Genomic DNA, 21,252 nt, shown 5'->3' with positions numbered 1-21,252 from the left:
CGGGCCGGCCCGGCAGCGGCCTTCCTGTGACCGCGGCTACAAGCATGAACGAGAGGGGCGGGAACTGCAACATTCCCGTATCCGTAAGGGGGACGTATAAGGGTATTTACGGGTGCCGGCCCTGGCGGCGCAGGGCCGAGGGCAGGGCGGGCAGCGCCAATGAACGGCGCGGCGCGGCCGCGGCGGGCCGCTCGGCCAACTGGCCGGCCCAGTCCAGCAGGCGCAGATGGCCCTCATGGTCTTCGGCCAGGGCGGAAAGGCTTTCGACCCAGTCGCCATCGTTGCAATAAAGCACGCCGTCGACCTCGCGCATGGCGGGTTTGTGGATGTGGCCGCAGATCACCCCGTCCAGGCCGCGGCGCCGCGCCTCGGCGGCGAGGGTGTGCTCGAAGTCGTCAATAAAGGCCACGGCGTTCTTGACCTTGTGCTTGAGGTATTGCGACAGCGACCAATAGTGCAGGCCCAGGCGATGGCGCAGGCGGTTGAAGTGGTGATTCAGCCACAGGGCGAGCTGATAGAGGTTGTCGCCGAGGTGGGCCAGCCATTTGCTGTGCTGGATCACCCCGTCGAATTGATCGCCGTGCAGGACCAGAAAGCGCTGGCCCTGGGCCGTGACATGGATGTCTTCGTCCAGGATCTCGATGTCGCCGAAGGCAAAGCCGGCGAACTCCCGGGCGAACTCGTCATGGTTGCCGGGCACGAAAATGACCCGGGTGCCGTTGCGCGCCTTGCGCAGGATGCGCTGGACGACGTCGTTGTGGGCCCGCGGCCAGTGCCAGTGCTTGCGCAACTGCCAGCCGTCGATGATGTCGCCGACCAGGTACAGCGTGTCACAGTCGTTGTGCTCAAGAAAATCGAGCAGGAAGTCGGCTTTGCAGCCCGCGGTGCCCAGGTGGATGTCGGATATCCACAGGGTGCGCCAATGCTTGGGGCGGATCTCGTTCACGGCGTTTTCCTCCTGACCAGACGGCCAGGAGATGAAAACAGGTACAGATGACGCCTGGATGAAAAAACAGTGACGAGGCTATTACGCCGCTGCCGGGGCCAGGTTGCGCAGGCGCGTGCCGAGCAGGCGATCGTGCAGGAACTGGCCTTCGGGATCGAACCAGCTGGGGAGGAAGATGGCAAAGGGCGCGGCCACGATGAACAGGTCCATCGACGGCCAGCCGGTCAGATGCGAGGCCAGCGCCACCAGGCCCGCGCCCGCCAGCGGCAGGGGCCACAACAGCAGATAGCGCAGCGCCAGGGTCGCCAGGCCAGGCACGCGGCCCTCGCGGTCCACCAGCTGTATATGCCAGGTCTTCATGGGCAGGGTCTGCCCGCGGTAGCGCCAGCACAACACGAAATAGACGCCGATGACCAGAAACAGCCAGGCCTGGCGGGCATGCCGCAAGGCCAGGGCATGGCGGCTCTGGGTCAGGGTATCGAAGAGATAGCCTGCCAGGAAGACGACGCCGAACAACAGAACGCCTTCGTACATCATGCAGGCGAAGCGGCGCAGGCGGCTGGGCGTGTCCGGCACGGCGGAATGGGAAGCGAGGGTAGCGGTCATGGCTGCGTATTATGCAAGCCTTCGGCCCTGCCGCGCTTTTTTCCGTCGGGCCGGGCCTCGCAGGATAAAAAAAACCCGCCGGTTAGGGCGGGTCTTAAAAGGGGCTTTGCAGCCCCCAAGGGGAAAACTGACAACAACTACAGAATTCGGTACAGCTTTTGGTGCTACAGCGCGGCCTCTCGCGGGGCCGCGGCTCAGGCGGCGGTGTGCGCGGCCGAGTCGCTCTTGCCAAACAGCGCCTTGATGCCTTGGCCCAGCTTGCGCAGGCCATGGGCCAGGGCGCGCAGGGGATGCGGACGGAATTGTTCTTCCATCGCTTGCAGCATCAGTTGGCGTTCAAGTTCGTCGGTCAGGCGGGTGGTGTTGTTCAGGTTGATCACGGTAGCCTCCAATGGGCTGACTTGTTATTCGCTAGGGGTTAACCCGGATTATAGGGTTTACCCTAGACCAATGCAAACCTTGCCGTGCTTCTGTGCAACATGCGCCTTACTGGTGCTGATGATGCCCCAATTCGGCGCCCCGTGGCCCACCCAGACAGCTTAATGTTGCGGCGTTGCAGCAGTTTTACAACTCGCGGGCCCCGCCGCGCCGCTGGCACCCCGGCAAATTCGTCTAAGCCTCGCCGCCGCCATCGCGGTAGCCCGCCGGCACCAGCTCGAAGGCAAACAGGCGGCAGTCCAGCGAACCGTTGTGCAGCGGGATGCGGCGCACCGGCTTGAGGCGCATGCGCTGCGGCAGCTTCATGTCGCTGGAGATCACGTGGGCCTGCCAGCCGGCGAACTGGCGTTTCAGGCAGGCCGACCACTCACGCCAGAACTCGTCGGCGATCTCCATGCGCTCGCCATAGGGCGGATTGGTGACGATCCAGCCCTGGCTGGCCGGGGCCTGGATATGGCGCGCATCGCCGACCTCGAAGCGGATGGTCTCGTCGGTCAGCCAGGCCCGTTCGGCGTTGGCGCGCGCGAACTCGATGGCGCGCTCGTCGATGTCATAGCCCACGATGGGCGTATCCAGCTGGGTGCGGATGCGCGAGCGGGCATCGTCCTTGAGGTCGCGCCAGCGGCGCGCATCGTGCTGGCGCATGCGCTCGAAGCCGAAAGGGCGGGAGATGCCGGGCGGCACGCCCAGCGCGATCCAGGCCGCTTCGATCAGGATGGTGCCGCTGCCGCAGAAGGGGTCGACCAGCGCCGCGGCCGGGTCCCAGCCGGCCAGCGCCAGCATGCCGGCGGCCAGGTTCTCGCGCAGGGGGGCTTCGCCCTTGTCCAGGCGCCAGCCGCGCTTGAACAGGGATTCGCCCGAGGTGTCCAGGTAGAGCGTGGCGTGCGTGCCTTCCATGAAGAGCTGCACGCGGGCATCGGGGCGCACCGTGTCGATGCTGGGGCGCGCGCCTTCGCGATCGCGCAGGCGGTCGCAGATGCCGTCTTTGACGCGCAGATTGCAGTACTGCAGGCTGTGGACCGGGCTCTTGATGGCCGAGGTGTCCACCCGCAGCGTGTCCTCGGGGCCGAACCAGCGTTCCCAGGGCACGCTGTAGGCCAGGTCGAGCAGGTCGTCCTCGTGGTTGAGGTCGCCCTGGCCCACTTGCACCAGGATGCGGGTGGCCAGCCGCGAATAGAGGTTGGCGCGCTGGATGCCGGACCAGTCGCTGCTGAAGGCGCAGCCGGCGCGGCCCGCCTGGGCGTCGTCAAAGCCCAGCGCCTGCATTTCCGCGGTCAGCGCCTCTTCCAGTCCCTGGGGGCAGGGCGCGTAGCAGCGGAAGGTCTCGGCCTGGCGCCCCGGATGGCGCGGGCGCCGCCGCTCCTGGGGAGTGTCCAGGGCGGGGGCGTCCTGTTCGGCAAAAACGTCGTCCCAGTCAGGCGCCGGCGCGGGCTCGGCGCGCACCACGCCCATGCCGCTGCGGCGGCGGTTTTCGCCGGCCTGGTCGTCGCCGCGCGAGCGCGTGCCGCGCTCGGCCGAGGCATAGGGCTGGGGCTTGCGCCGCTGGGCCGGGCGTTCGGCATAGCCGGCCTCGGCCTCGGGCCGCGGCGGCGGCGGGTCGCCAGCGCGCTTATGGGCCTGCTGGGCGCGTTCGATCTGGGCGGCCTGGCGTGCCCGGGCGCCGCTGCGCTTGCGGGAGGAACGTTCGTTCTGTTCGTCCTGGGCGGCAGCGGGCTTGGCTTTGATCGTCAGCGTCTTGCGCGGTCGGTCGTTGTTATCTTGGGACATACGGGAGGGCCTTGGCCGGCTAGGCAATCAAAATGGTTTGAGGACGACGAGCGCCACCACCACCACGAGCAGCAAGACGGGAACCTCGTTGAACCAGCGATAAAACTTGTGCGAGCGCGTGTTGCGCCCCTGCTCGAATTTGCGCAGCATCACACCGCAGGCGTGATGGTAGCCGATGAGCAAAAACACCAGGAAGAGTTTGGCATGCATCCAGCCGTTGCCGGGGCCCACGCCGATGCGATAGCCGACATAGAGCCACAGGCCCAGCAGAATGGCCGGCACGGCCAGGATGGTCATGAAGCGGTACAGACGGCGGGCCATGCCCAGCAGACAGCCTTGGACGGCGGGGTCGGACTGCTGCGCAAGATTCACGAAGATGCGCGGCAGGTAGAACAGCCCCGCGAACCACGAAGCGACGAAGACAATATGAAACGTCTTGACCCAAAGCATGCCCATGGCGCGTCCTTATTCGAAAACACGCCATTGTAGGCGACAGAAAAGCGGCGTCAGATCACGTAAAGGTCGACATATTCATGCACCGGCATGGCTTGCAGCCGTGGCGGGTCGAGCGAAACGTCGAGGATGCGCTGCTGCTGGCGCGCGGGCAGCATGCGCGCCAGGTTGCGGCGGAATTTCGCCTCCAGCAGGGGCTGGCCCTCGGCCCGGCGGCGCTTATGGCCGACGGGATATTCGCAGACGACCTCATCGAGCCGGCTGCCGTCGTTGAACTCCACCGTCAGGGCATTGGCGATCGAGCGTTTGTCGGGGTCGTGATAGTCGCGGGTGAAGGCCGGGTCCTCGATGCACAGGATGCGCGCCCGCAGCGCGTCGATGCGGGGATCGGCGGCGGCCGCGTCTTCGTAGTCGGCCGCCGTCAGCCGGCCGAAGAGCAGGGGCACGGCCACCATGTACTGGATGCAGTGGTCGCGGTCGGCGGGATTGGTGAGCGGCCCTTTCTTGTCGATGATGCGCAGGCAGGCCTCGTGGGTGCGTATCGTGACGCGCCGGATATCCTGGGCCGAGCGGCCCGTGGCCTTGAGCCGCTGGTGGATCTGCATGGCGCATTCCACCGCGGTCTGCGCATGGAACTCGGCCGGATACGAGATCTTGAACAGGATGTTTTCCATCACGTAGCTGCCATAGGGCCGCTGGAAGCGGAAGGGCTGCCCCTTGAACAGCACGTCGTAAAAGCCCCAGGTCTTGGCCGTCAGCACGGTGGGATAGCCCATTTCGCCCGTTCTGGCGATAAGCGCCAGGCGGACGGCGCGGCTGGTCGCGTCGCCCGCCGCCCAGCTCTTGCGGCTGCCCGTATTGGGGCTATGGCGGTAGGTCCGCAGGCTCTGGCCATCCACCCAGGCCAGGGAGACGGCATTGATGATCTCGTCGCGCGACAGGCCCAGCATCCGGGCCACCACCGCCGTGGAGGCAACCTTGACCAGCACGACGTGATCCAGCCCCACTTTATTGAAAGCGTTTTCCAGCGCCAGGCAGCCCTGGATTTCATGGGCCTTGATCATGGCGGCGAGCACGTCGCGCATGGTCAGGGGCGGCTTGCCGGCCGCCACGGCGCCGCGCGAGAGCCAGTCGGCGGTGGCCAGGATGCCGCCCAGGTTGTCCGAGGGGTGGCCCCATTCGGCGGCCAGCCAGGTGTCGTTGAAATCCAGCCAGCGGATCATGGCGCCGATGTTGAAGGCCGCCTGGACGGGGTCGAGCTGAAAGGAGGTGCCGGGCACCTTGGCGCCATTGGGCACGACCGTGCCCGGCACGACGGGGCCGAGCAGTTTCTTGCAGGCGGGGTATTCGAGCGCCTCCAGGCCGCAGCCCAGGGTGTCGATCAGGCAGTTGCGGGCGGTTTCGAAGGCCAGCGGGCTGTCGATCTCATAGCCGATGACATAGTCGGCGATATCGGCCAGGACCGGGTCGGGGCGGGCCGGCGGCGGGGAAGCGGACATAGAAGCGTAACCCCCTATGCGTGGGCGGGGCCGGACGGCCCCGCCGGATCAAGGACTTACTTGCGCTTTTCGAGCGGGACGAACTTCAGGTTCTCCGGACCGGTGTAGTTGGCGGTGGGCCGGATGATCTTGTTGTCGATGCGCTGCTCGATGATGTGGGCCGACCAGCCCGCCGTGCGCGCGATCACGAACAGCGGCGTGAACATGGCGGTGGGCACGCCCATCATGTGATAGCTCACGGCCGAGAACCAGTCAAGGTTGGGGAACATCTTCTTGATGTCCCACATGACGGTCTCCAGGCGCTCGGCGATGTCGAACATCTTGGTGCTGCCCGCCTTTTTGGACAGCTTGCGGGCGACTTCCTTGATGACCTTGTTGCGCGGGTCGGAGATGGTGTAGACCGGGTGGCCGAAGCCGATGATCACTTCCTTGTTCTCGACGCGGCGGCGGATGTCGGCCTCGGCTTCGTCGGGCGAGTCGTAGCGCTTCTGGACTTCGAAGGCCACTTCGTTGGCGCCGCCGTGCTTGGGGCCGCGCAGCGCGCCGATGGCGCCGGTGATGGCCGAATACATGTCGGAACCCGTGCCGGCGATCACGCGGCTGGTGAAGGTCGAGGCGTTGAACTCGTGCTCGGCGTACAGAATGAGCGAGGTGTGCATGGCGCGCACCCATTCATCGCTGGGCTTGTGTCCATGCAGCAGGTGCAGGAAGTGGCCGCCGATGCTGTCGTCGTCGGTCTGCACGTCGATGATGCGGCCGTTGTGGCTGTAGTGGTACCAGTAGAGCAGGGCCGAGCCCAGGTTGGCCATCAGGCGGTCGGCGATATCGCGCGCGCCCGGCGTGTTGTGGTCATCCTTCTCGGGCAGCACGCAGCCCAGCACGGAGACAGCGGTGCGCATCACGTCCATGGGGTGGCTGGCCGCCGGCAGCGACTCCAGCGCGGTCTGCAGCTGCGCCGGCAGGCCGCGCAGCGAGCGCAGCTTTTCCTTGTAGGCCTTCAGTTCGGCCTTGGTGGGCAGCTTGCCATGCACCAGCAGGTGGGCGATCTCTTCGAACTCGGCCGCATCGGCGAAGTCCAGGATGTCATAGCCGCGGTAGTGCAGGTCGTTGCCCGTGCGGCCCACCGTGCACAGCGCGGTATTGCCCGCGACCACGCCCGACAGGGCCACCGATTTCTTGGGTTTGAAGCCGGCCTTCTCTTCGGTTTGCGCCGGGGCGGGGGCAGCCTTTTTCTGCGAGGTGCTCATGTCTCTCGTTCTCCTTCCGATGGGAATAGATTTGGACGCAGCCGGCCCGGCTGGATGGCCGGGCCGGCGCGCATTACTTCGACTTGTCCTTGGCAAACAGCGAGTCCAGCTGCGACTCGAAAGCGTGGTAGCCGATGCGGTCGTAGAGTTCGTCGCGGGTCTGCATCAGGTCCAGCACGTTCTTTTGGTGGCCGTCGCGGCGGATGGCTTCATAGACGGCTTCGGCGGCCTTGTTCATGGCGCGGAAGGCCGACAGCGGGTAGAGGACCATGCCCACGCCCGCGCTCTTGAGTTCCTCGACCGTGAACAGCGGCGTCTTGCCGAATTCGGTGATGTTGGCCAGCACCGGCACTTTCACGGCGTCGACGAAGCGGCGGTAGGTGGGCAGATCGTAGGCGGCTTCGGCGAAGATGGCGTCGGCGCCGGCTTCGACGCAGGCCAGGGCGCGCTCGATGGCGGCGTCCACGCCATGCGAGGCGATGGCGTCGGTGCGCGCGATCAGGTAGAAGTCGCTGTCGGTGCGCGCATCGGCGGCCGCCTTGACGCGGTCGGCCATTTCCTCGGTGCTGACGATTTCCTTGCCGGGGCGGTGGCCGCAGCGCTTGGCGCCGACCTGGTCTTCGATATGGCAGGCGGCGGCGCCGAACTTGATCAGGCTCTTGACCGTGCGGGCGATATTGAAGGCCGAGGGGCCGAAACCGGTATCGATGTCGACCAAGAGGGGCAGGTCGCAGACATCCGTGATGCGGCGCACATCGGTGAGCACGTCATCGAGGGTGTTGATGCCCAGGTCGGGCAGGCCCAGGGACCCGGCCGCCACGCCGCCGCCGGAAAGATAGATCGCGCGGTAGCCGGCGCGCTTGGCCAGCAGGGCATGATTGGCGTTGATGGCGCCGATAATCTGCAGCGGCTGCTCTTGCGCCAGCGCGCGGCGAAAGAGGGCGCCGGGAGAGTCGGGTCTGGACATGTTTCGGGTCTCCGAGTGGTGTTGTGGCCGGCCTCGCGCGGGCAGGCGGTTTTTTTGGGCGAGGGGGGCGTCTTTGGCCACACCCTAGCGGCGTCCGGAAAATAAATCTGTCCCCTTGGCGACAATCGAAAGGGACACACCGATGCTCCGGCACAGGCCCCTGGAAATTGGGCCCGCGCAAGCGGGCCCAATCCGGAGCAGGCTGAATTACTTCAGCAGGTCTTTGATGCCGTCACGCTCTTCGAGCAGTTCCTTGAGCGTGAAGTCCATGCGCTCGCGGGAGAAGGCGTCGACTTCCAGGTCCTTGATCATGGTGTATTCGCCATTGACCGTGGTGACCGGGAAACCGTAGATGATGCCTTCGGGGATGCCGTAGGAGCCATCCGAGGGGATGCCCATGGTGACCCACTTGCCATTGCTGCCCAGGACCCAGTCGCGGACGTGGTCGATGGCGGCGTTGGCGGCCGAAGCGGCCGAGGACAGGCCGCGGGCTTCGATGATGGCGGCGCCGCGCTTGCCCACGGTGGGGATGAACACGTCGCGGTTCCAGGCTTCGTCGTTGATCAGCTTGGCCAGCGGCTGGCCGTCAACGGTGGCGAAGCGGTAGTCGGGGTACATCGTGGGCGAGTGGTTGCCCCAGACGATCAGCTTCTCGATGCCGGCCACGGCCTTGCCCGACTTGGCGGCCAGTTGCGACAGGGCGCGGTTATGGTCCAGGCGCAGCATGGCGGTGAAGTTCTTGGCGGGCAGGTCCGGCGCCGACTTCATGGCGATGTAGGCATTGGTGTTGGCCGGATTGCCGACCACCAGCACCTTGACGTTGCGGCTGGCCACTTCGTTCAGGGCGCGGCCCTGGGCGGTGAAGATCTGGGCGTTGACGGTCAGCAGGTCCTTGCGCTCCATGCCGGGGCCGCGCGGACGGGCGCCGACCAGCAGGGCCACGTCGGCATCCTTGAAGGCGGTCTTCGGATCGCTGTGGGCGGTGACTTCCTGCAGCAGCGGGAAGGCGCAGTCTTCCAGCTCCATGATCACGCCCTTGAGCGCCTTCTGGGCCTTCTCGTCGGGGATTTCGAGCAGTTGCAGGATGACCGGCTGGTCCTTGCCGAGCATTTCGCCGGAAGCGATGCGGAACAGCAGGGCGTAACCAATTTGGCCGGCGGCGCCGGTGACGGCGACTCGCATGGCGGGCTTAGACATGTATGTTCTCCAAATATGGACGGGCGAGATGAATCGCGCCTGACAGTGTAATCCTTGGAGCCCGCCGAACTCGGTCTGACACGGCGCTCCGACAGCCCGAAATCCTAGATCGAATTTACCCAAGCGTCAATTTATCTTATATCTTATATAAGACATAAGACGTTGGACATAATGGGTGGGCTTGTGCCACAATAGTGCGTTTGCCCGACACCGGGCCAGCCCGCATCGGCGCTGTTGGCCTCCACGCAGGCAGGTCCTAGCGTAACGCTTCGGGTCCGTCCCCGGCAGGCCGGGCAAATATGAAGAATTCAAGACGATCCATGGCAGATCCCCGGCCCGACTCTCCGCTACGCACCCGCACTGCCCGGCAGGCGGGCGAGGGCGCGGCTTTCAGTCCGCTGTATCGCCAGATCAAGGATCTGCTGGTCCAGAGCCTCGAACGAGGCGAATGGAAACCCGGCGAACTCATCCCCTCCGAAATCGATCTCGCCGCCCGCTTCCAGGTAAGCCAGGGCACGGTGCGCAAGGCTGTCGACGAATTGGCCGCCGAGCACATGCTGCTGCGCCGCCAGGGCAAGGGCACCTTCGTGGCCACGCATCACGAGGCCCGCGTGCGCTATCGCTTTCTGCGCCTGGCCCCCGACGAGGCCGGCGAGGGCGGCCGCGCCGAAAACCGCATCCTGGAATGCCGGCGGATCAGGGCCCCGGCCGAGATCGCCCGCGCGCTGGAGCTGCGGGCCGGTGAAACCGTGGTTTCCATCCGCCGGCAGCTGGCCATGAACCAGGCGCCGGTCATCATCGACGACATCTGGGTGCCTGGCGCGGCCTTCCGCGGCCTGACGCTGGATTTGCTCAAGGCCAAGCGGGTGCCGCTCTACGGCTTGTTCGAGTCCGAGTTCGGCGTCAGCATGGTCCGTGCCGACGAAAAAATCCGTGCCGTGGCGGCCTCCGAGGAGATTGCCGCGTTGCTGCACGTTACGCCGGGTACGCCGCTCTTGCAGGTGGACCGCATTTCGTACACCTATGGCGACCGGCCTATGGAAGTGCGCCGCGGTTTGTACCTTACCGATCACTATCACTACCGCAATAGTTTGAATTGATGAGCTTTTTCCCTACGATTTGATACGAACCCGCTCTCTGAGCGAAAATAGCTTGTTTGCCCATTTGGGCAATGGCGTTTCCGCCGTCACGATTCCCTAGTTCCGAAACACCGAGGCCGTCATGTCCGACTCAGCTGCCAAGCCGCGTCCACAGTTTCGCAATATCAGCGTTCCGCAAATCCTCAGTTATCGCCTGCCCCTGGCCGGCAAACTGTCCATCCTGCATCGCGTCAGCGGCGCCTTGCTCTTTCTCTGTCTGCCCTTGGTCATCGTGCCGCTGTTCGCGGCCAGCGTGACCTCGCCGGAAAGCTTCGCGCAAGTGGCCCAATATGCGGCCAATCCCTTGGTCAAGCTCGTGCTCCTCGTGCTGATCTGGGGCTATCTGCACCACTTCTGTGCCGGTATCCGCTACCTGGTCCTTGACCTGCACATCGGCATCGACAAGGCTTCGAGCCGCAAGAGCGCCGCAGCCGTGTTCGCGGTCAGCCTGGTCCTGACCCTGGTGTTCGCTCTCAAATTGTTCGGAGTCCTGTAATGCAAGACACCAAGAACTTCGGCCCCAAGCGCCTCGTCGTCGGCGCGCATTACGGCACGGTGGATTTCATCGCCCAGCGCCTGACGGCCATCATCATGGCTGTCTACACCCTGGTGCTGATCATCGGCCTGCTGGTCATGCCGGCCTACACCTATGAAAACTGGAAGGCCCTGTTCACCTTCCATGTCTTCGCGCTTCCCCTGGGCCAGATCCTGGCCTCGCTCGCTTTCTTTGCGCTGGCCTGGCATGCCTGGATCGGCGTGCGCGACATCTGGATGGACTATGTACGGCCGGTGGGCGTTCGCCTGCTGCTGCAAGTGCTGACCATCCTCTGGCTCGTTGGCACGGTCGTGTACTTCGCGCAAATCATCTGGAGAATCTAAGCCGTGGTCGCTGTCATGAATTCATTGCCGCGCCGCCAATTTGACGTGGTGGTCGTGGGCGCCGGCGGAGCCGGCATGCGCTGTTCGCTGCAACTGTCCCAGGCGGGACTGTCGGTGGCGGTCCTGTCCAAAGTGTTCCCCACGCGCTCGCACACCGTTGCCGCGCAGGGCGGCGTGAGCGCCTCGCTGGGCAACATGAGCGAAGACAACTGGTACTGGCACATGTACGACACCGTCAAGGGGTCGGACTGGCTGGGCGACCAGGATGCCATCGAGTTCATGTGCCGCGAAGCGCCCAATGCCGTCTACGAGCTTGAGCACTTCGGCATGCCGTTTGACCGCAATCCGGACGGCACCATCTACCAGCGCCCCTTCGGCGGCCACACCGCCAACTTCGGCGAGAAGCCCGTGCAGCGCGCCTGTGCCGCGGCCGACCGCACCGGCCACGCCCTGCTGCACACGCTGTACCAGCGCAACGTCGCCGCCCGCACGAAGTTCTTCGTCGAGTGGATGGCCCTGGATCTGCTGCGCAACGAAGACGGCGATGTCGTGGGCGTGACCGCCCTCGAAATGGAAACCGGCGACATCTACATCCTCGAAGCCAAGACTACGGTGCTGGCCACCGGCGGCGCCGGCCGCATCTGGGCGGCCTCGACCAACGCCTTCATCAACACCGGTGACGGCCTGGGCATGGCGGCGCGCGCGGGCATCCCCCTGCAGGACATGGAGTTCTGGCAATTCCACCCCACCGGCGTGGCCGGCGCGGGCGTGCTGATCACCGAAGGCGTGCGCGGCGAAGGCGGCATCCTGCTGAACAAGGACGGCGAGCGCTTCATGGAGCGCTATGCGCCCACGCTCAAGGACTTGGCGCCGCGCGACTTCGTGTCGCGCTCGATGGACCAGGAAATCAAGGAAGGCCGCGGTTGCGGTCCGGACGGCAGCTATGTGGTGCTCAAGCTCGATCACCTCGGCGCCGACGTGATCAACAAGCGCCTGCCCTCCATCCGTGAAATCGCCATCAAGTTCGGCAACGTCGATCCCATCAAGGAACCGATCCCTGTCGTGCCGACCATCCACTACCAGATGGGCGGCATTCCGGCCAACTATCACGGCCAGGTGCTCGAGCGCGTCAACGGCGAAAACAAGATCGTCAACGGCCTGTACGCTATCGGCGAATGCGCGGCGGTGTCGGTGCACGGCGCCAACCGCCTGGGCACCAACTCGCTGCTGGACCTGATCGTCTTCGGCCGCGCCACGGGCAACCACATCGTCAACTCGCATCCCGAGCGCCAGCACGCCCACAAGCCCGTGCCCAAGGAAGCCGTCGACTTCTCGATGGACCGCGTCAGCAAGCTGGAAGCGCGCACCTCCGGGGAAAAGACCCAGGACGTGGCCAACGCCATCCGCATGTCGATGCAGCGTCACTGCGGCGTGTTCCGCACGCTGGATCTGCTCAACGAAGGCGTCGAGCAGATCGAAGACCTGGCCAAGGTGGCCGGCAGCATCTACTTCAAGGACAAGTCCAAGGTGTTCAACACCGCCCGCGTCGAGGCGCTGGAGCTGGCCAACATGACCGAAGTGGCTCGCGCCACCATCAAGTCGGCCGCCAACCGCACCGAAAGCCGTGGCGCGCACGCCCTGAACGACTTCCCGAACCGCGACGACGAAAACTGGCTCAAGCACACGCTCTGGTATTCCGAAGGCAGCCGCCTGGATTACAAGCCGGTTCAGATGAAGCCTCTGACGGTCGAATCCTTCCCGCCCAAGGCCCGTACTTTCTAAGCAGGATGCCGGTATGAGCACCAAACGAATCGTTAAATTCGAAATCTACCGCTACGATCCGGACAAGGACGAGCGTCCCTATATGCAGAAGCTGGAAGTCGAGCTCCAGCCGACCGACAAGATGCTGCTCGATGCGCTGGTGCGCATCAAGAATGACGTCGACGACAGCCTGGCCCTGCGCCGGTCCTGCCGCGAGGGCGTCTGCGGCTCCGACGCCATGAACATCAATGGCAAGAACGGCCTGGCCTGCACGACCAACCTGCGCGAGCTGAAGGAACCCATCGTCCTGAAGCCGCTGCCCGGTCTGCCCGTGATCCGCGACCTGATCGTGGACATGACGCACTTTTTCAACCAATACCACTCGGTCAGCCCCTTCCTGATCAACGACACGCCGCCGCCCGAGCGCGAGCGCCTGCAGTCGCCGGAAGCGCGCGAAGAGCTGGACGGCCTGTACGAGTGCATTCTGTGCGCCTGCTGCTCGACGTCCTGCCCGTCGTTCTGGTGGAATCCGGACAAGTTCGTCGGCCCCGCCGGCCTGCTGCAAGCCTATCGCTTCATCGCCGACAGCCGCGATGAGGCCACTGGCCGCCGTCTGGACAACCTGGAAGACCCGTACCGCCTGTTCCGCTGCCACACGATCATGAACTGTGTCGACGTCTGTCCCAAGGGGCTGAACCCGACCAAGGCGATCGGCAAGATCAAGGAACTGATGGTCCGGCGCACGGTCTAGTGGTTATTAGTATCGAAGGCCTTCAATGAGCAAGCTCACGGAATTGCAAAGGGCTCGGCTACGCTGGCGCGCGCGCCGTGGCTTGCTCGAGAACGACCTCATCATCACCCGGTACCTGGATGCCAATGAACTCCAGCTTACCGACGAAGACGTATCGGCGCTAACGCAGCTCTTCGAGCTTGCAGACAACGATCTGCTCGACCTGCTGCTGGCGCGCAAGGAGCTGGAGGGCGCATTGGACACCCCCAGGCTGCGCGCCATCATTGCCCGGATGCGAGAGCTCTGATTCATTACGAGGAAACAGCGATGAACCTGTCTGACAAAAAAGCCACTCTATCCCTATCGGATGGCAGCGCACCTATCGAACTCCCGGTGTACAAGGGCACCCTCGGCCCGGATGTCATCGACATCCGCAAGCTGTATGGCCAGACGGGCATGTTCACCTATGACCCCGGCTTCATGTCGACCGCTGCGACTTCCTCGGGCATTACCTATATCGACGGCGACAAGGGCGAACTGCTGTATCGCGGCTATCCGATCGAACAGCTGGCCGTCAATTGCGACTTCCTCGACATCTGCTACCTGATCCTGAATGGCGAGCTGCCCAACGGCGAACAGAAGACCGATTTCGACTCGCAAGTGACCCATCACACGATGGTCAACGAGCAGCTGCATTTCTTCCTGCGCGGCTTCCGCCGCGATGCTCACCCCATGGCCGTGCTGACCGGCCTGGTGGGCGCGCTGTCGGCCTTCTATCACGACTCCACCGACATCACCAACGCCCAGCATCGCCACGTCTCCGCGATCCGCCTGATCGCCAAGATGCCGACGCTGGTCGCCATGGCGTACAAGTATTCGCAAGGCCAGCCCTTCATCTATCCGCAGAACGACCTGTCGTACACCGGCAACTTCCTGCGCATGATGTTCGCCACGCCTTGCGAAGAGTACAAGGTCAACGAAGTGGTCGAGCGCGCGCTGGACCGCATCTTCATCCTGCATGCCGATCACGAGCAGAACGCCTCGACCTCGACCGTGCGTCTGTGCGGTTCGTCGGGCACCAACCCCTTCGCCGCCATCGCCGCCGGCGTGGCCTGCCTGTGGGGTCCGGCCCACGGCGGCGCCAACGAAGCCTGCCTGCAGATGCTCGAAGACCTTCAGGCCAACGGCGGCGTGGCCAAGGTCGGCGAGTTCATGGAAAAGGTCAAGGACAAGAACTCGGGCGTGCGCCTGATGGGCTTTGGCCACCGTGTCTACAAGAACTACGATCCGCGCGCCAAGCTCATGCAGGAAACCTGCAAGGAAGTGCTCGGCGCCCTGGGCCTGGAAAACGACCCGCTGTTCAAGCTGGCCATGGAACTGGAGCGCATCGCCCTCGAAGACGACTACTTCGTGCAGCGCAAGCTCTACCCCAACGTGGACTTCTACTCGGGCATCGTGCAGCGCGCCATCGGCATCCCGACCTCGCTGTTCACGGCCATCTTCGCGCTGGCCCGCACGGTGGGCTGGATCGCCCAGTGGAACGAAATGCTGTCCGATCCCGACTACAAGATCGGCCGTCCGCGCCAGCTCTACACCGGCTCGGTCGTGCGCAACGTTCCGAAGCGCTGATCGCAGTCCCTGGCCGCCTGTTGCAGGCGGCCGGCGCAAAAGCCCGGCCTTGGCCGGGCTTTTTCGTGGGCGGCCGGTCGGGGGCGGGGCGTGACCTCAGATGCCGATGCCGCGGGCCATCAGCGCCGCGAACAGCGGCAGCAGGATAAGCAGGTGCGCCTCGATCAGCACCCAGCGGCGCGCGCCGCGTATGGCCTCGGCCGAAGGCAGGAAGCCCGCATCCTTGGCGGCCGCGTCGCGCCAACGCAGATAGGTCAGCGTCGGCTTGATCGAACAGAGGCCGATGATGATGAACACCGTGAGCTTGGCGTGGAACCAGGGATTGACCATGTAGAAGAGCCCGCCCTTGGCTCCGAAGGCAAAGCGCAGCACGCCGGTGCCCAGCGCCAGCAGGGCCGCCAGCAGGTAGATCCGGTCGTATTTGACCAGGCGGCCGATGGATTCGCGGCTCAATGAGGGGCGCAGCAGCACGGATTCGGCGGTGATCAGCACCACGACGAGAAAGATGGCCAGATAGTGCAGCCAGGCCAGCAAAGCGTCTTGCAACATGGGAACTTCCTTGTCCTTGGTGGCCGGCGGGCGCCGGCCATGCGCTGTTTGTACCTTAAAACAGCGGGACTCGGAATCTGGCGCTCAGGGGTCGGCCCATCTGCGCAGCAGGTTATGGTAGACGCCGGTGAGGGCGACGGCCTGCGCGCTGCCCGCGCCCAATGCGCCTGCGGTTTGCTGGATGGCGCCGTCCAGCTCGAAGAGCAGGGTGCGCTGGCCATCGTCGCGCACCAGGCTTTGCACCCAGAAGAAGGCCGCGACGCGCGCGCCGCGGGTGACTTCGGTCACGCGGTGCAGGCTGGTGGCCGGGTAGAGCACCATGTCGCCAGCCGGCAGTTTGACGCTATGCTCGCCATAGGTGTCGCGGATCACCAGTTCGCCGCCATCGTATTGCCCCGGCTCGCACAGAAAGAGCGTGGCCGACAGGTCGGTGCGCAGCCCGCGCGTCTCGCCCGGCGGATAGCGGATCGCGTTGTCCACATGCATGCCGAAGGCGTCGCCGGCGCTGTAGCGGTTGAATAGCATCGGGAAGATACGCGCGGGCAGGGCCGCCGAGATGAACAGCGGATGGCGCAGCAACTGCTGCTCGATATGGGCGGCGATGCGCTGGCCGACCGCGCTGCCGGCCGGCAATTGCCGATTGTGCTTGACCAGGGTGGACTGGAAGCCCGCCGTGCGGGCGCCGTCCTCCCACTCGGCGCCTTCCAGGTCGGCCAGGTATTGGCGCGCGACGGCCGGCTCCAGCACACCCGGTATGTGGAGCAGCATGGGCCGGTCTCAATAGCGCCAGAAAGCGCTCAACATGGCCGATCGCCCATCGCCGAACTCGACCGCCGAGGAGCGCGTATCGCTGCCCGTGGTCAGGCGCGCCCTTTCGATATAGGCCTTGTTGGTCAGGTTGTCGACATTGAGCTGCAGGCTGAGATTGGCGTTGACGGTATAGCCCACCATCAGGCTATGCACGGCATAGCCGGGGATGTCTCCTCCGCCCGATGAGCTGACGGCGCGCTTGCCGACGGCGCGTATGCCATAGCCGGCCTTCCAGCCGGAGGGCCAGGCATAGCTGGTCCACAGGCTCAGGCTGTGGCTGGGCGTATTGGCCAGCGCCTTGCCTTCCTGGGCCGGCCGGGTGGCGAACTTCACGGTGCGGCTGTGCAGATAGGTATAGCCGGCGTAGATTTCCCATTGCGGCGTCAGCTTGCCGGTGGCGCCGAGTTCCAGGCCGCGCACTCTTTGCTTGCCGCTCAGGGTGTTGCTGCCGTCGACCTGCCGTTCGCGGGCATTCTGCTTGGTGACCTGGAAGAGGGCGGCGTTCAGGGCGAGCTGACGCTCCAGCACATCCCATTTCGTGCCGAGTTCCCAGCTGTGGTTGCGCTCGGGCGCCAGGTCGCTGGTGGCCGCGCTCAGGCCGCGTCCATTGGTGACCAGGTTTTCGGAGGAGGGGTTGAAGGAGCTGCCATAGGCCAGATAGACGCGGCCATTGTCGGCGGGCTTGTAGCTCAGCGCCGCGCGGCCGCTGAAGGCGCGGGTCTTGGAGGTATGGCGGTTTTCCGTGCCGGCGGAACGGCCGGGCGCGCGCGCCCGGCCTTCGATCCAGTCATGCCGCAGGCCCAGGGACAGGTCCCAGGCGGGCGCCAGGGCGATGCTGTCCGTGAGGTAGAGCGCCCGGGTGAGCAGGGTGGAGCGCAGCCACGACGAATTCGTGCGCACGCGCGGGCCGGACCAATAGCCGGGCGGGTCGGCCAGCGGATAACCGTTGGCGGGGAAGTGGCTGCCCAGGTTGTAGCTGGAGTTCTGCAGGCGATAGGTTTCCCGCGAGAGTTCGAGACCGGCGCCCAGCTCGTGCGCCATCCCCAGCAGCTCGCCCTTCATGTTCAGATGGGTCTGGTTGGCGAACAGCGTGGTGGCGGTGTTGCGCCCATAGCCTTGCGGCCCGGCGGGTTTGTAGCGGCCGGCCGGCAGGCCGGCCACGTTGATGTGCGAAGCCGAGACCACGGTGTCGCGGTCCAGATGCGAATAGCGGGTCAGGTTTTGCAGGGTGAGCCCGGAATCGAAACGATGCTGGATTTCCGAGGTGGCGATATGCGAATGGACGCGCTCCCGGTCCAGGTTGCGCCAGCCGAAATAGGCATGGCGGCCCGCCAGAGGCCGGCCGTCGCGCGCCGGCACGCCGTAGTCGGGCAGGTTGCGGTCGGTCTGGTAGAAGTAGCTCAGCGTCCATTGCGTGGGGCCGTCCAGGCCCAGTTTCAGCGAAGGCGCGAAACCCCAGCGCTTGCGGTCCACCGGCCCGCGCCCGGGGACATCATTGCCGTGGGCCATGACGTTCAGGCGCCAGGCGGCGCCGGCCGCCGGCAGTGTCTGGTTGGCGTCCAGGGTCAGCCGGCGATAGTGGTCGGTGCCCAGCCCGGTCTCGGCACGGATGAAGTCCTCTTGCCGGGGACGTTTGCTGATGAGGTTGATGCTGCCGCCCGTGGTGCCCGCGCCGCCGAAGACCGAATTGGGGCCTTTGATGACCTCGACCGACTCCATGTTGAAGAGGTCGTTGCGATAGGCCTGGGCGCTGTCGCGCAGGCCGTCGAACTGGATATTGGCGCTGGCGTTGAAGCCGCGGATATTGATGTTGTCGCCCGAACCGCCGCCGCCTTCGCCGGCGTTGAAGGTCACGCCGGACACATTGGACAGCACCTGGCGCAGGCCATGGGCGTTCTGCTCCTCCATCAGGCTGTCCGGGATGATGTTGATGGTTTGCGGGATGTCGAGCAGGGGTTGGGTGTACTTGGGGGAGGCCGAATGATCCACCTTGGGACCCGCTGTCGCGTTGACCTCGACCGGAGCGAGCTCGACTGGCGGCGGATTGGCGGCGGCATGGCTGGTGGCGGCCGACAGGCTCAGGGCGACAAAGGCGCTGCCCAGGCGGCAGGACGGCGGCAGGGCAGTGGCACGGATAGCAGGAGTAGACATATGCAACTGATACGCATTTGTATTCAAGAACCGGGGAGACACGATGATGTGGTCGGCCAGATTGCTGAGGTATCAGTTGATTCTTTTATTTATGAGAGAAATTTCCTTGGTGTTGGGCGTTGGTCCGATTGCCCAGGGACAAAAAAAACCGGGGCGGCGGCCCCGGTTTTTCTTGCTGATACCTGGTGTTAGCGGGTTTCGGCTTCCTGCTGCGCATCCACCACGGCCAGCGCCGTCATGTTGACGATGCGGCGCACCGTGGCGCTGGTGGTCAGGATGTGTACCGGACGGGCGGCGCCCAGCAGGATGGGGCCCATGGCCACACCGTTGCTGCCGGTCATCTTGAGCATGTTGTAGGTGATGTTGCCGGTATCCAGATTGGGCATCACCAGCAGATTGGCCGGACCCTTGAGCGAGCTGTCGGGATAGGCCTGCACACGTATCTTTTCGGACAGCGCGGCGTCGGCATGCATTTCACCGTCGACCTCCAGGTGCGGCGCGCGCTCGGCCACCAGGCGGCGGGCGTGCGCCATCTTGCGCGAGGACTCGGTCGGGCGGCTGCCGAAGTTGGAGTGCGACAGCAGCGCGATCTTGGGGACCACGCCAAAGCGCATCATTTCTTCGCCGGCCTGGATGGTGATGTTGGCGACTTCTTCTGCCGAGGGGTTCTCGTTGACGTGGGTATCGGCCACGAACAGCGTCTGGTCGGGCAGCATCAGCACGTTCAGGGCGGCGAAGGTCTGGCCCGGCTTGGTGCCGATGACTTCGTCGATGTACTTGAGCTGGTTGTCGTACTTGCTGGCCACGCCGCACAGCAGGGCGTCGGCGTCGCCGCGCCGCAGCAGCATCGCGCCGATCAGCGTGTTGTGCTTGCGGATCATGGCCTTGGCCACGGTCGGCGTGACGCCATTGCGGCCTTGCAGCTGGTAGTAGGCCTGCCAGGTGTCATTGAAGCGGCTGTCGTCCTCGGGATCGACGATCTCGATGTCCTGGCCGGCGGTCAGGCGCAGGCCGAACTTCTTGATGCGCATCTCGATGACGGCGGGACGGCCGATCAGGATGGGACGGGCCAGCTTCTCGTCGACCACCACCTGCACGGCGCGCAGGACGCGCTCGTCTTCGCCGTCGGCGTAGACCACGCGCTTGGGCGCGGCCTTGGCCTGCTTGAACAGCGGGCGCATCAATTGGCCCGAGTGATAGACAAAGCCCATCAGCTTCTGGCGGTAGGCCTCGATGTCCTCGATCGGACGGCTGGCCACGCCCGAATCGGCGGCCGCCTGGGCCACGGCCGGCGCGATCTGCACGATCAGGCGCGGATCGAAGGGCTTGGGGATGATGTATTCGGGGCCGAACGACAGTTCCTGGCCGGCGTAGGCGCGGGCCACTTCATCGTTTTGTTCGGCCTGGGCGAGTTCGGCGATGGCCTTGACGCAGGCCAGCTTCATCTCTTCGGTGATGCGCGTGGCGCCGGCGTCCAAGGCGCCGCGGAAGATGAAGGGGAAGCACAGGACGTTGTTGACCTGGTTGGGATAGTCCGAGCGGCCGGTGGCGATGATGCAGTCCGGGCGCGCGGCGCGGGCGATTTCCGGGCGGATTTCCGGCTCGGGATTGGCCAGCGCCAGGATCAGCGGCCGGGCGGCCATGGTCTTGACCATGTCGCCGGTCATCACGCCCGCGGTCGAGCAGCCCAGGAAGACGTCGGCGTCCTTGACCACATCGGCCAGGGTGCGCGCATCGGTCTTCTGCGCGTAGCGGCGCTTGTTGGGCTCCATGTTTTCTTCGCGGCCTTCCCAGATCACGCCGCGCGAATCGACCACATAGATGTTCTCGCGCTTGATGCCCAGGTGCACCAGCAGGTCCAGGCAGGCAATGGCGGCGGCGCCGGCGCCCGAGCAGGCCAGCTTGACCTTGTCCATGTCCTTGCCGACCACCTTGAGGCCGTTGAGGATGGCGGCGGCCGAGATGATGGCGGTGCCGTGCTGATCGTCATGGAAGACGGGGATCTTCATGCGCTCGCGCAGCTTCTTCTCGATATAGAAGCACTCGGGGGCCTTGATGTCCTCGAGGTTGACGCCGCCCAGGGTGGGTTCCAGCGCCGCGATGATGTCGACCAGTTTGTCCGGGTCGTTTTCGGCCAGTTCGATGTCGAACACATCGATGCCGGCGAATTTCTTGAACAGGCAGCCCTTGCCTTCCATGACCGGCTTGGCGGCCAGCGGGCCGATATTGCCCAGGCCCAGCACGGCCGTGCCGTTGGTGATCACGCCGACCAGGTTGGCGCGCGAGGTGTACATCGAGGCAGCCTCGTTGCCCTGGTCGTAGATCGCCATGCAGGCCGCGGCCACGCCGGGCGAGTAGGCCAGCGACAGATCGTCCTGGTTGGCCAGCGTCTTGGTCGGGGTGACGGAGATTTTGCCGGGGGTGGGATAGGCGTGGTAGTCCAACGCCAGCTTGGTGAGGGTTTCGTCCATGAGGTACTGCCTT

The 21,252-nt window shown here is 65.0% G+C and carries 21 protein-coding genes; 8 read left to right on the top strand and 13 right to left on the bottom strand.

From position 1 onward, the window contains the following. Positions 1 to 106: 106 nt before the first annotated feature. The 9 genes from L540_RS03100 to L540_RS03060 form a co-directional block, all read right to left on the bottom strand. On the bottom strand, positions 107 to 946 hold the full coding sequence (locus L540_RS03100; protein ID WP_043212721.1) for a UDP-2,3-diacylglucosamine diphosphatase: 840 nt from the start codon (positions 944 to 946) through the stop codon (positions 107 to 109). 81 nt (positions 947 to 1,027) lie between these two features. After that, the gene (locus L540_RS03095) at positions 1,028 to 1,552 is read right to left on the bottom strand and encodes an RDD family protein (RefSeq protein WP_043212723.1); all 525 of its coding nucleotides are present in this window, start codon (positions 1,550 to 1,552) and stop codon (positions 1,028 to 1,030) included. A 194-nt stretch (positions 1,553 to 1,746) separates the two neighbouring features. Beyond that, positions 1,747 to 1,932 carry a hypothetical protein gene (locus L540_RS03090; protein WP_043212725.1) on the bottom strand — a complete coding sequence of 62 codons (186 nt, stop codon included), beginning with the start codon at positions 1,930 to 1,932 and terminating at the stop codon, positions 1,747 to 1,749. Positions 1,933 to 2,164: 232 nt separating this feature from the next. Next, on the bottom strand, positions 2,165 to 3,757 hold the full coding sequence (locus L540_RS03085; protein ID WP_043212728.1) for a THUMP domain-containing class I SAM-dependent RNA methyltransferase: 1,593 nt from the start codon (positions 3,755 to 3,757) through the stop codon (positions 2,165 to 2,167). 27 nt (positions 3,758 to 3,784) lie between these two features. Then, the gene (locus L540_RS03080; protein WP_043213067.1) at positions 3,785 to 4,207 is read right to left on the bottom strand and encodes a CopD family protein; all 423 of its coding nucleotides are present in this window, start codon (positions 4,205 to 4,207) and stop codon (positions 3,785 to 3,787) included. Between the two features lie 56 nt (positions 4,208 to 4,263). Next, a complete protein-coding gene (locus tag L540_RS03075; RefSeq protein ID WP_043212730.1) occupies positions 4,264 to 5,709 on the bottom strand; it encodes a bifunctional 2-methylcitrate dehydratase/aconitate hydratase in 1,446 nt (481 codons plus the stop codon). A 56-nt stretch (positions 5,710 to 5,765) separates the two neighbouring features. Then, positions 5,766 to 6,956: a bifunctional 2-methylcitrate synthase/citrate synthase gene (gene prpC / locus L540_RS03070; RefSeq protein ID WP_043212732.1), complete on the bottom strand. Its 1,191-nt coding sequence runs from the start codon at positions 6,954 to 6,956 to the stop codon at positions 5,766 to 5,768. A gap of 73 nt (positions 6,957 to 7,029) precedes the next feature. Further along, positions 7,030 to 7,923, bottom strand: a complete 894-nt coding sequence (gene prpB / locus L540_RS03065) for a methylisocitrate lyase (RefSeq protein ID WP_043212734.1) — start codon at positions 7,921 to 7,923, stop codon at positions 7,030 to 7,032. A 207-nt stretch (positions 7,924 to 8,130) separates the two neighbouring features. Then, positions 8,131 to 9,120, bottom strand: coding sequence for a malate dehydrogenase (locus L540_RS03060; protein ID WP_043212736.1), 990 nt, complete (start codon positions 9,118 to 9,120; stop codon positions 8,131 to 8,133). A gap of 320 nt (positions 9,121 to 9,440) precedes the next feature. On the opposite strand from L540_RS03060, the gene L540_RS03055 reads away from it, so the two are divergent. The 7 genes from L540_RS03055 to L540_RS03025 all read left to right on the top strand — a co-directional run bounded on the left by L540_RS03055 (position 9,441) and on the right by L540_RS03025 (position 15,258). After that, positions 9,441 to 10,220 carry a GntR family transcriptional regulator gene (locus L540_RS03055; protein ID WP_043212737.1) on the top strand — a complete coding sequence of 260 codons (780 nt, stop codon included), beginning with the start codon at positions 9,441 to 9,443 and terminating at the stop codon, positions 10,218 to 10,220. A 121-nt stretch (positions 10,221 to 10,341) separates the two neighbouring features. Then, positions 10,342 to 10,755 (top strand): succinate dehydrogenase, cytochrome b556 subunit, encoded by a 414-nt coding sequence (sdhC, locus tag L540_RS03050; protein WP_029578645.1) that lies wholly within the window; start codon positions 10,342 to 10,344, stop codon positions 10,753 to 10,755. Then, a complete protein-coding gene (gene sdhD / locus L540_RS03045) occupies positions 10,755 to 11,138 on the top strand; it encodes a succinate dehydrogenase, hydrophobic membrane anchor protein (protein ID WP_029578644.1) in 384 nt (127 codons plus the stop codon). Before sdhC ends, sdhD begins: the two co-directional genes overlap by 1 nt. Before the next feature lie 3 nt (positions 11,139 to 11,141). Then, the gene (sdhA, locus tag L540_RS03040; protein ID WP_043212742.1) at positions 11,142 to 12,920 is read left to right on the top strand and encodes a succinate dehydrogenase flavoprotein subunit; all 1,779 of its coding nucleotides are present in this window, start codon (positions 11,142 to 11,144) and stop codon (positions 12,918 to 12,920) included. 13 nt (positions 12,921 to 12,933) lie between these two features. Further along, complete coding sequence (locus L540_RS03035; protein ID WP_029578642.1) at positions 12,934 to 13,650, top strand: succinate dehydrogenase iron-sulfur subunit; 717 nt, start codon at positions 12,934 to 12,936, stop codon at positions 13,648 to 13,650. A 25-nt stretch (positions 13,651 to 13,675) separates the two neighbouring features. Further along, positions 13,676 to 13,936 (top strand): succinate dehydrogenase assembly factor 2, encoded by a 261-nt coding sequence (locus L540_RS03030; RefSeq protein WP_043212744.1) that lies wholly within the window; start codon positions 13,676 to 13,678, stop codon positions 13,934 to 13,936. Positions 13,937 to 13,956: 20 nt separating this feature from the next. Continuing rightward, complete coding sequence (locus tag L540_RS03025) at positions 13,957 to 15,258, top strand: citrate synthase (protein ID WP_043212746.1); 1,302 nt, start codon at positions 13,957 to 13,959, stop codon at positions 15,256 to 15,258. A gap of 96 nt (positions 15,259 to 15,354) precedes the next feature. Here the strand turns inward: L540_RS03025 and L540_RS03020 are convergent, their stop codons facing one another. The 3 genes from L540_RS03020 to L540_RS03010 all read right to left on the bottom strand — a co-directional run bounded on the left by L540_RS03020 (position 15,355) and on the right by L540_RS03010 (position 18,768). Then, positions 15,355 to 15,807: a DUF2214 family protein gene (locus L540_RS03020; RefSeq protein ID WP_043212749.1), complete on the bottom strand. Its 453-nt coding sequence runs from the start codon at positions 15,805 to 15,807 to the stop codon at positions 15,355 to 15,357. Positions 15,808 to 15,891: 84 nt separating this feature from the next. Continuing rightward, positions 15,892 to 16,575 (bottom strand): Fe2+-dependent dioxygenase, encoded by a 684-nt coding sequence (locus tag L540_RS03015; RefSeq protein ID WP_043212751.1) that lies wholly within the window; start codon positions 16,573 to 16,575, stop codon positions 15,892 to 15,894. A gap of 9 nt (positions 16,576 to 16,584) precedes the next feature. Then, positions 16,585 to 18,768 carry a TonB-dependent receptor gene (locus tag L540_RS03010; protein WP_043212752.1) on the bottom strand — a complete coding sequence of 728 codons (2,184 nt, stop codon included), beginning with the start codon at positions 18,766 to 18,768 and terminating at the stop codon, positions 16,585 to 16,587. Between L540_RS03010 and L540_RS21715 the strand changes: the two genes are divergently transcribed. Beyond that, positions 18,769 to 18,960, top strand: a complete 192-nt coding sequence (locus tag L540_RS21715; protein WP_131726037.1) for a hypothetical protein — start codon at positions 18,769 to 18,771, stop codon at positions 18,958 to 18,960. It begins immediately after the preceding gene. Here L540_RS21715 and L540_RS03005 read toward each other — a convergent pair. Further along, on the bottom strand, positions 18,957 to 21,239 hold the full coding sequence (locus tag L540_RS03005; protein ID WP_043212754.1) for an NADP-dependent malic enzyme: 2,283 nt from the start codon (positions 21,237 to 21,239) through the stop codon (positions 18,957 to 18,959). The genes L540_RS21715 and L540_RS03005 overlap by 4 nt on opposite strands. Positions 21,240 to 21,252 lie beyond the last annotated feature (13 nt).

Origin of the sequence: Bordetella pseudohinzii, assembly GCF_000657795.2 — a bacterium.
In the GTDB taxonomy this organism is placed as follows: Bacteria; Pseudomonadota; Gammaproteobacteria; order Burkholderiales; family Burkholderiaceae_B; genus Bordetella; species Bordetella pseudohinzii.
Note: the sequence above shows the minus strand (reverse complement) of the source record. Positions and strands in the feature narration are given on the sequence as shown.

Bases quoted from the DNA above. Each gene is read 5' to 3' on its own strand.
- L540_RS03080 (WP_043213067.1), bottom strand. From the start codon at position 4,207: ATGCTTTGGGTCAAGACGTTTCATATTGTCTTCGTCGCTTCGTGGTTC.
- L540_RS03010 (WP_043212752.1), bottom strand. From the start codon at position 18,768: ATGTCTACTCCTGCTATCCGTGCCACTGCCCTGCCGCCGTCCTGCCGC.
- prpC (WP_043212732.1), bottom strand. From the start codon at position 6,956: ATGAGCACCTCGCAGAAAAAGGCTGCCCCCGCCCCGGCGCAAACCGAA.
- L540_RS03085 (WP_043212728.1), bottom strand. From the start codon at position 3,757: ATGTCCCAAGATAACAACGACCGACCGCGCAAGACGCTGACGATCAAA.
- L540_RS03020 (WP_043212749.1), bottom strand. From the start codon at position 15,807: ATGTTGCAAGACGCTTTGCTGGCCTGGCTGCACTATCTGGCCATCTTT.
- prpB (WP_043212734.1), bottom strand. From the start codon at position 7,923: ATGTCCAGACCCGACTCTCCCGGCGCCCTCTTTCGCCGCGCGCTGGCG.
- L540_RS03025 (WP_043212746.1), top strand. From the start codon at position 13,957: ATGAACCTGTCTGACAAAAAAGCCACTCTATCCCTATCGGATGGCAGC.
- L540_RS03035 (WP_029578642.1), top strand. From the start codon at position 12,934: ATGAGCACCAAACGAATCGTTAAATTCGAAATCTACCGCTACGATCCG.
- L540_RS03005 (WP_043212754.1), bottom strand. From the start codon at position 21,239: ATGGACGAAACCCTCACCAAGCTGGCGTTGGACTACCACGCCTATCCC.
- L540_RS03060 (WP_043212736.1), bottom strand. From the start codon at position 9,120: ATGTCTAAGCCCGCCATGCGAGTCGCCGTCACCGGCGCCGCCGGCCAA.
- L540_RS03055 (WP_043212737.1), top strand. From the start codon at position 9,441: ATGGCAGATCCCCGGCCCGACTCTCCGCTACGCACCCGCACTGCCCGG.
- sdhC (WP_029578645.1), top strand. From the start codon at position 10,342: ATGTCCGACTCAGCTGCCAAGCCGCGTCCACAGTTTCGCAATATCAGC.
- L540_RS03075 (WP_043212730.1), bottom strand. From the start codon at position 5,709: ATGTCCGCTTCCCCGCCGCCGGCCCGCCCCGACCCGGTCCTGGCCGAT.
- L540_RS03095 (WP_043212723.1), bottom strand. From the start codon at position 1,552: ATGACCGCTACCCTCGCTTCCCATTCCGCCGTGCCGGACACGCCCAGC.
- L540_RS21715 (WP_131726037.1), top strand. From the start codon at position 18,769: ATGCAACTGATACGCATTTGTATTCAAGAACCGGGGAGACACGATGAT.
- L540_RS03030 (WP_043212744.1), top strand. From the start codon at position 13,676: ATGAGCAAGCTCACGGAATTGCAAAGGGCTCGGCTACGCTGGCGCGCG.
- sdhD (WP_029578644.1), top strand. From the start codon at position 10,755: ATGCAAGACACCAAGAACTTCGGCCCCAAGCGCCTCGTCGTCGGCGCG.
- L540_RS03015 (WP_043212751.1), bottom strand. From the start codon at position 16,575: ATGCTGCTCCACATACCGGGTGTGCTGGAGCCGGCCGTCGCGCGCCAA.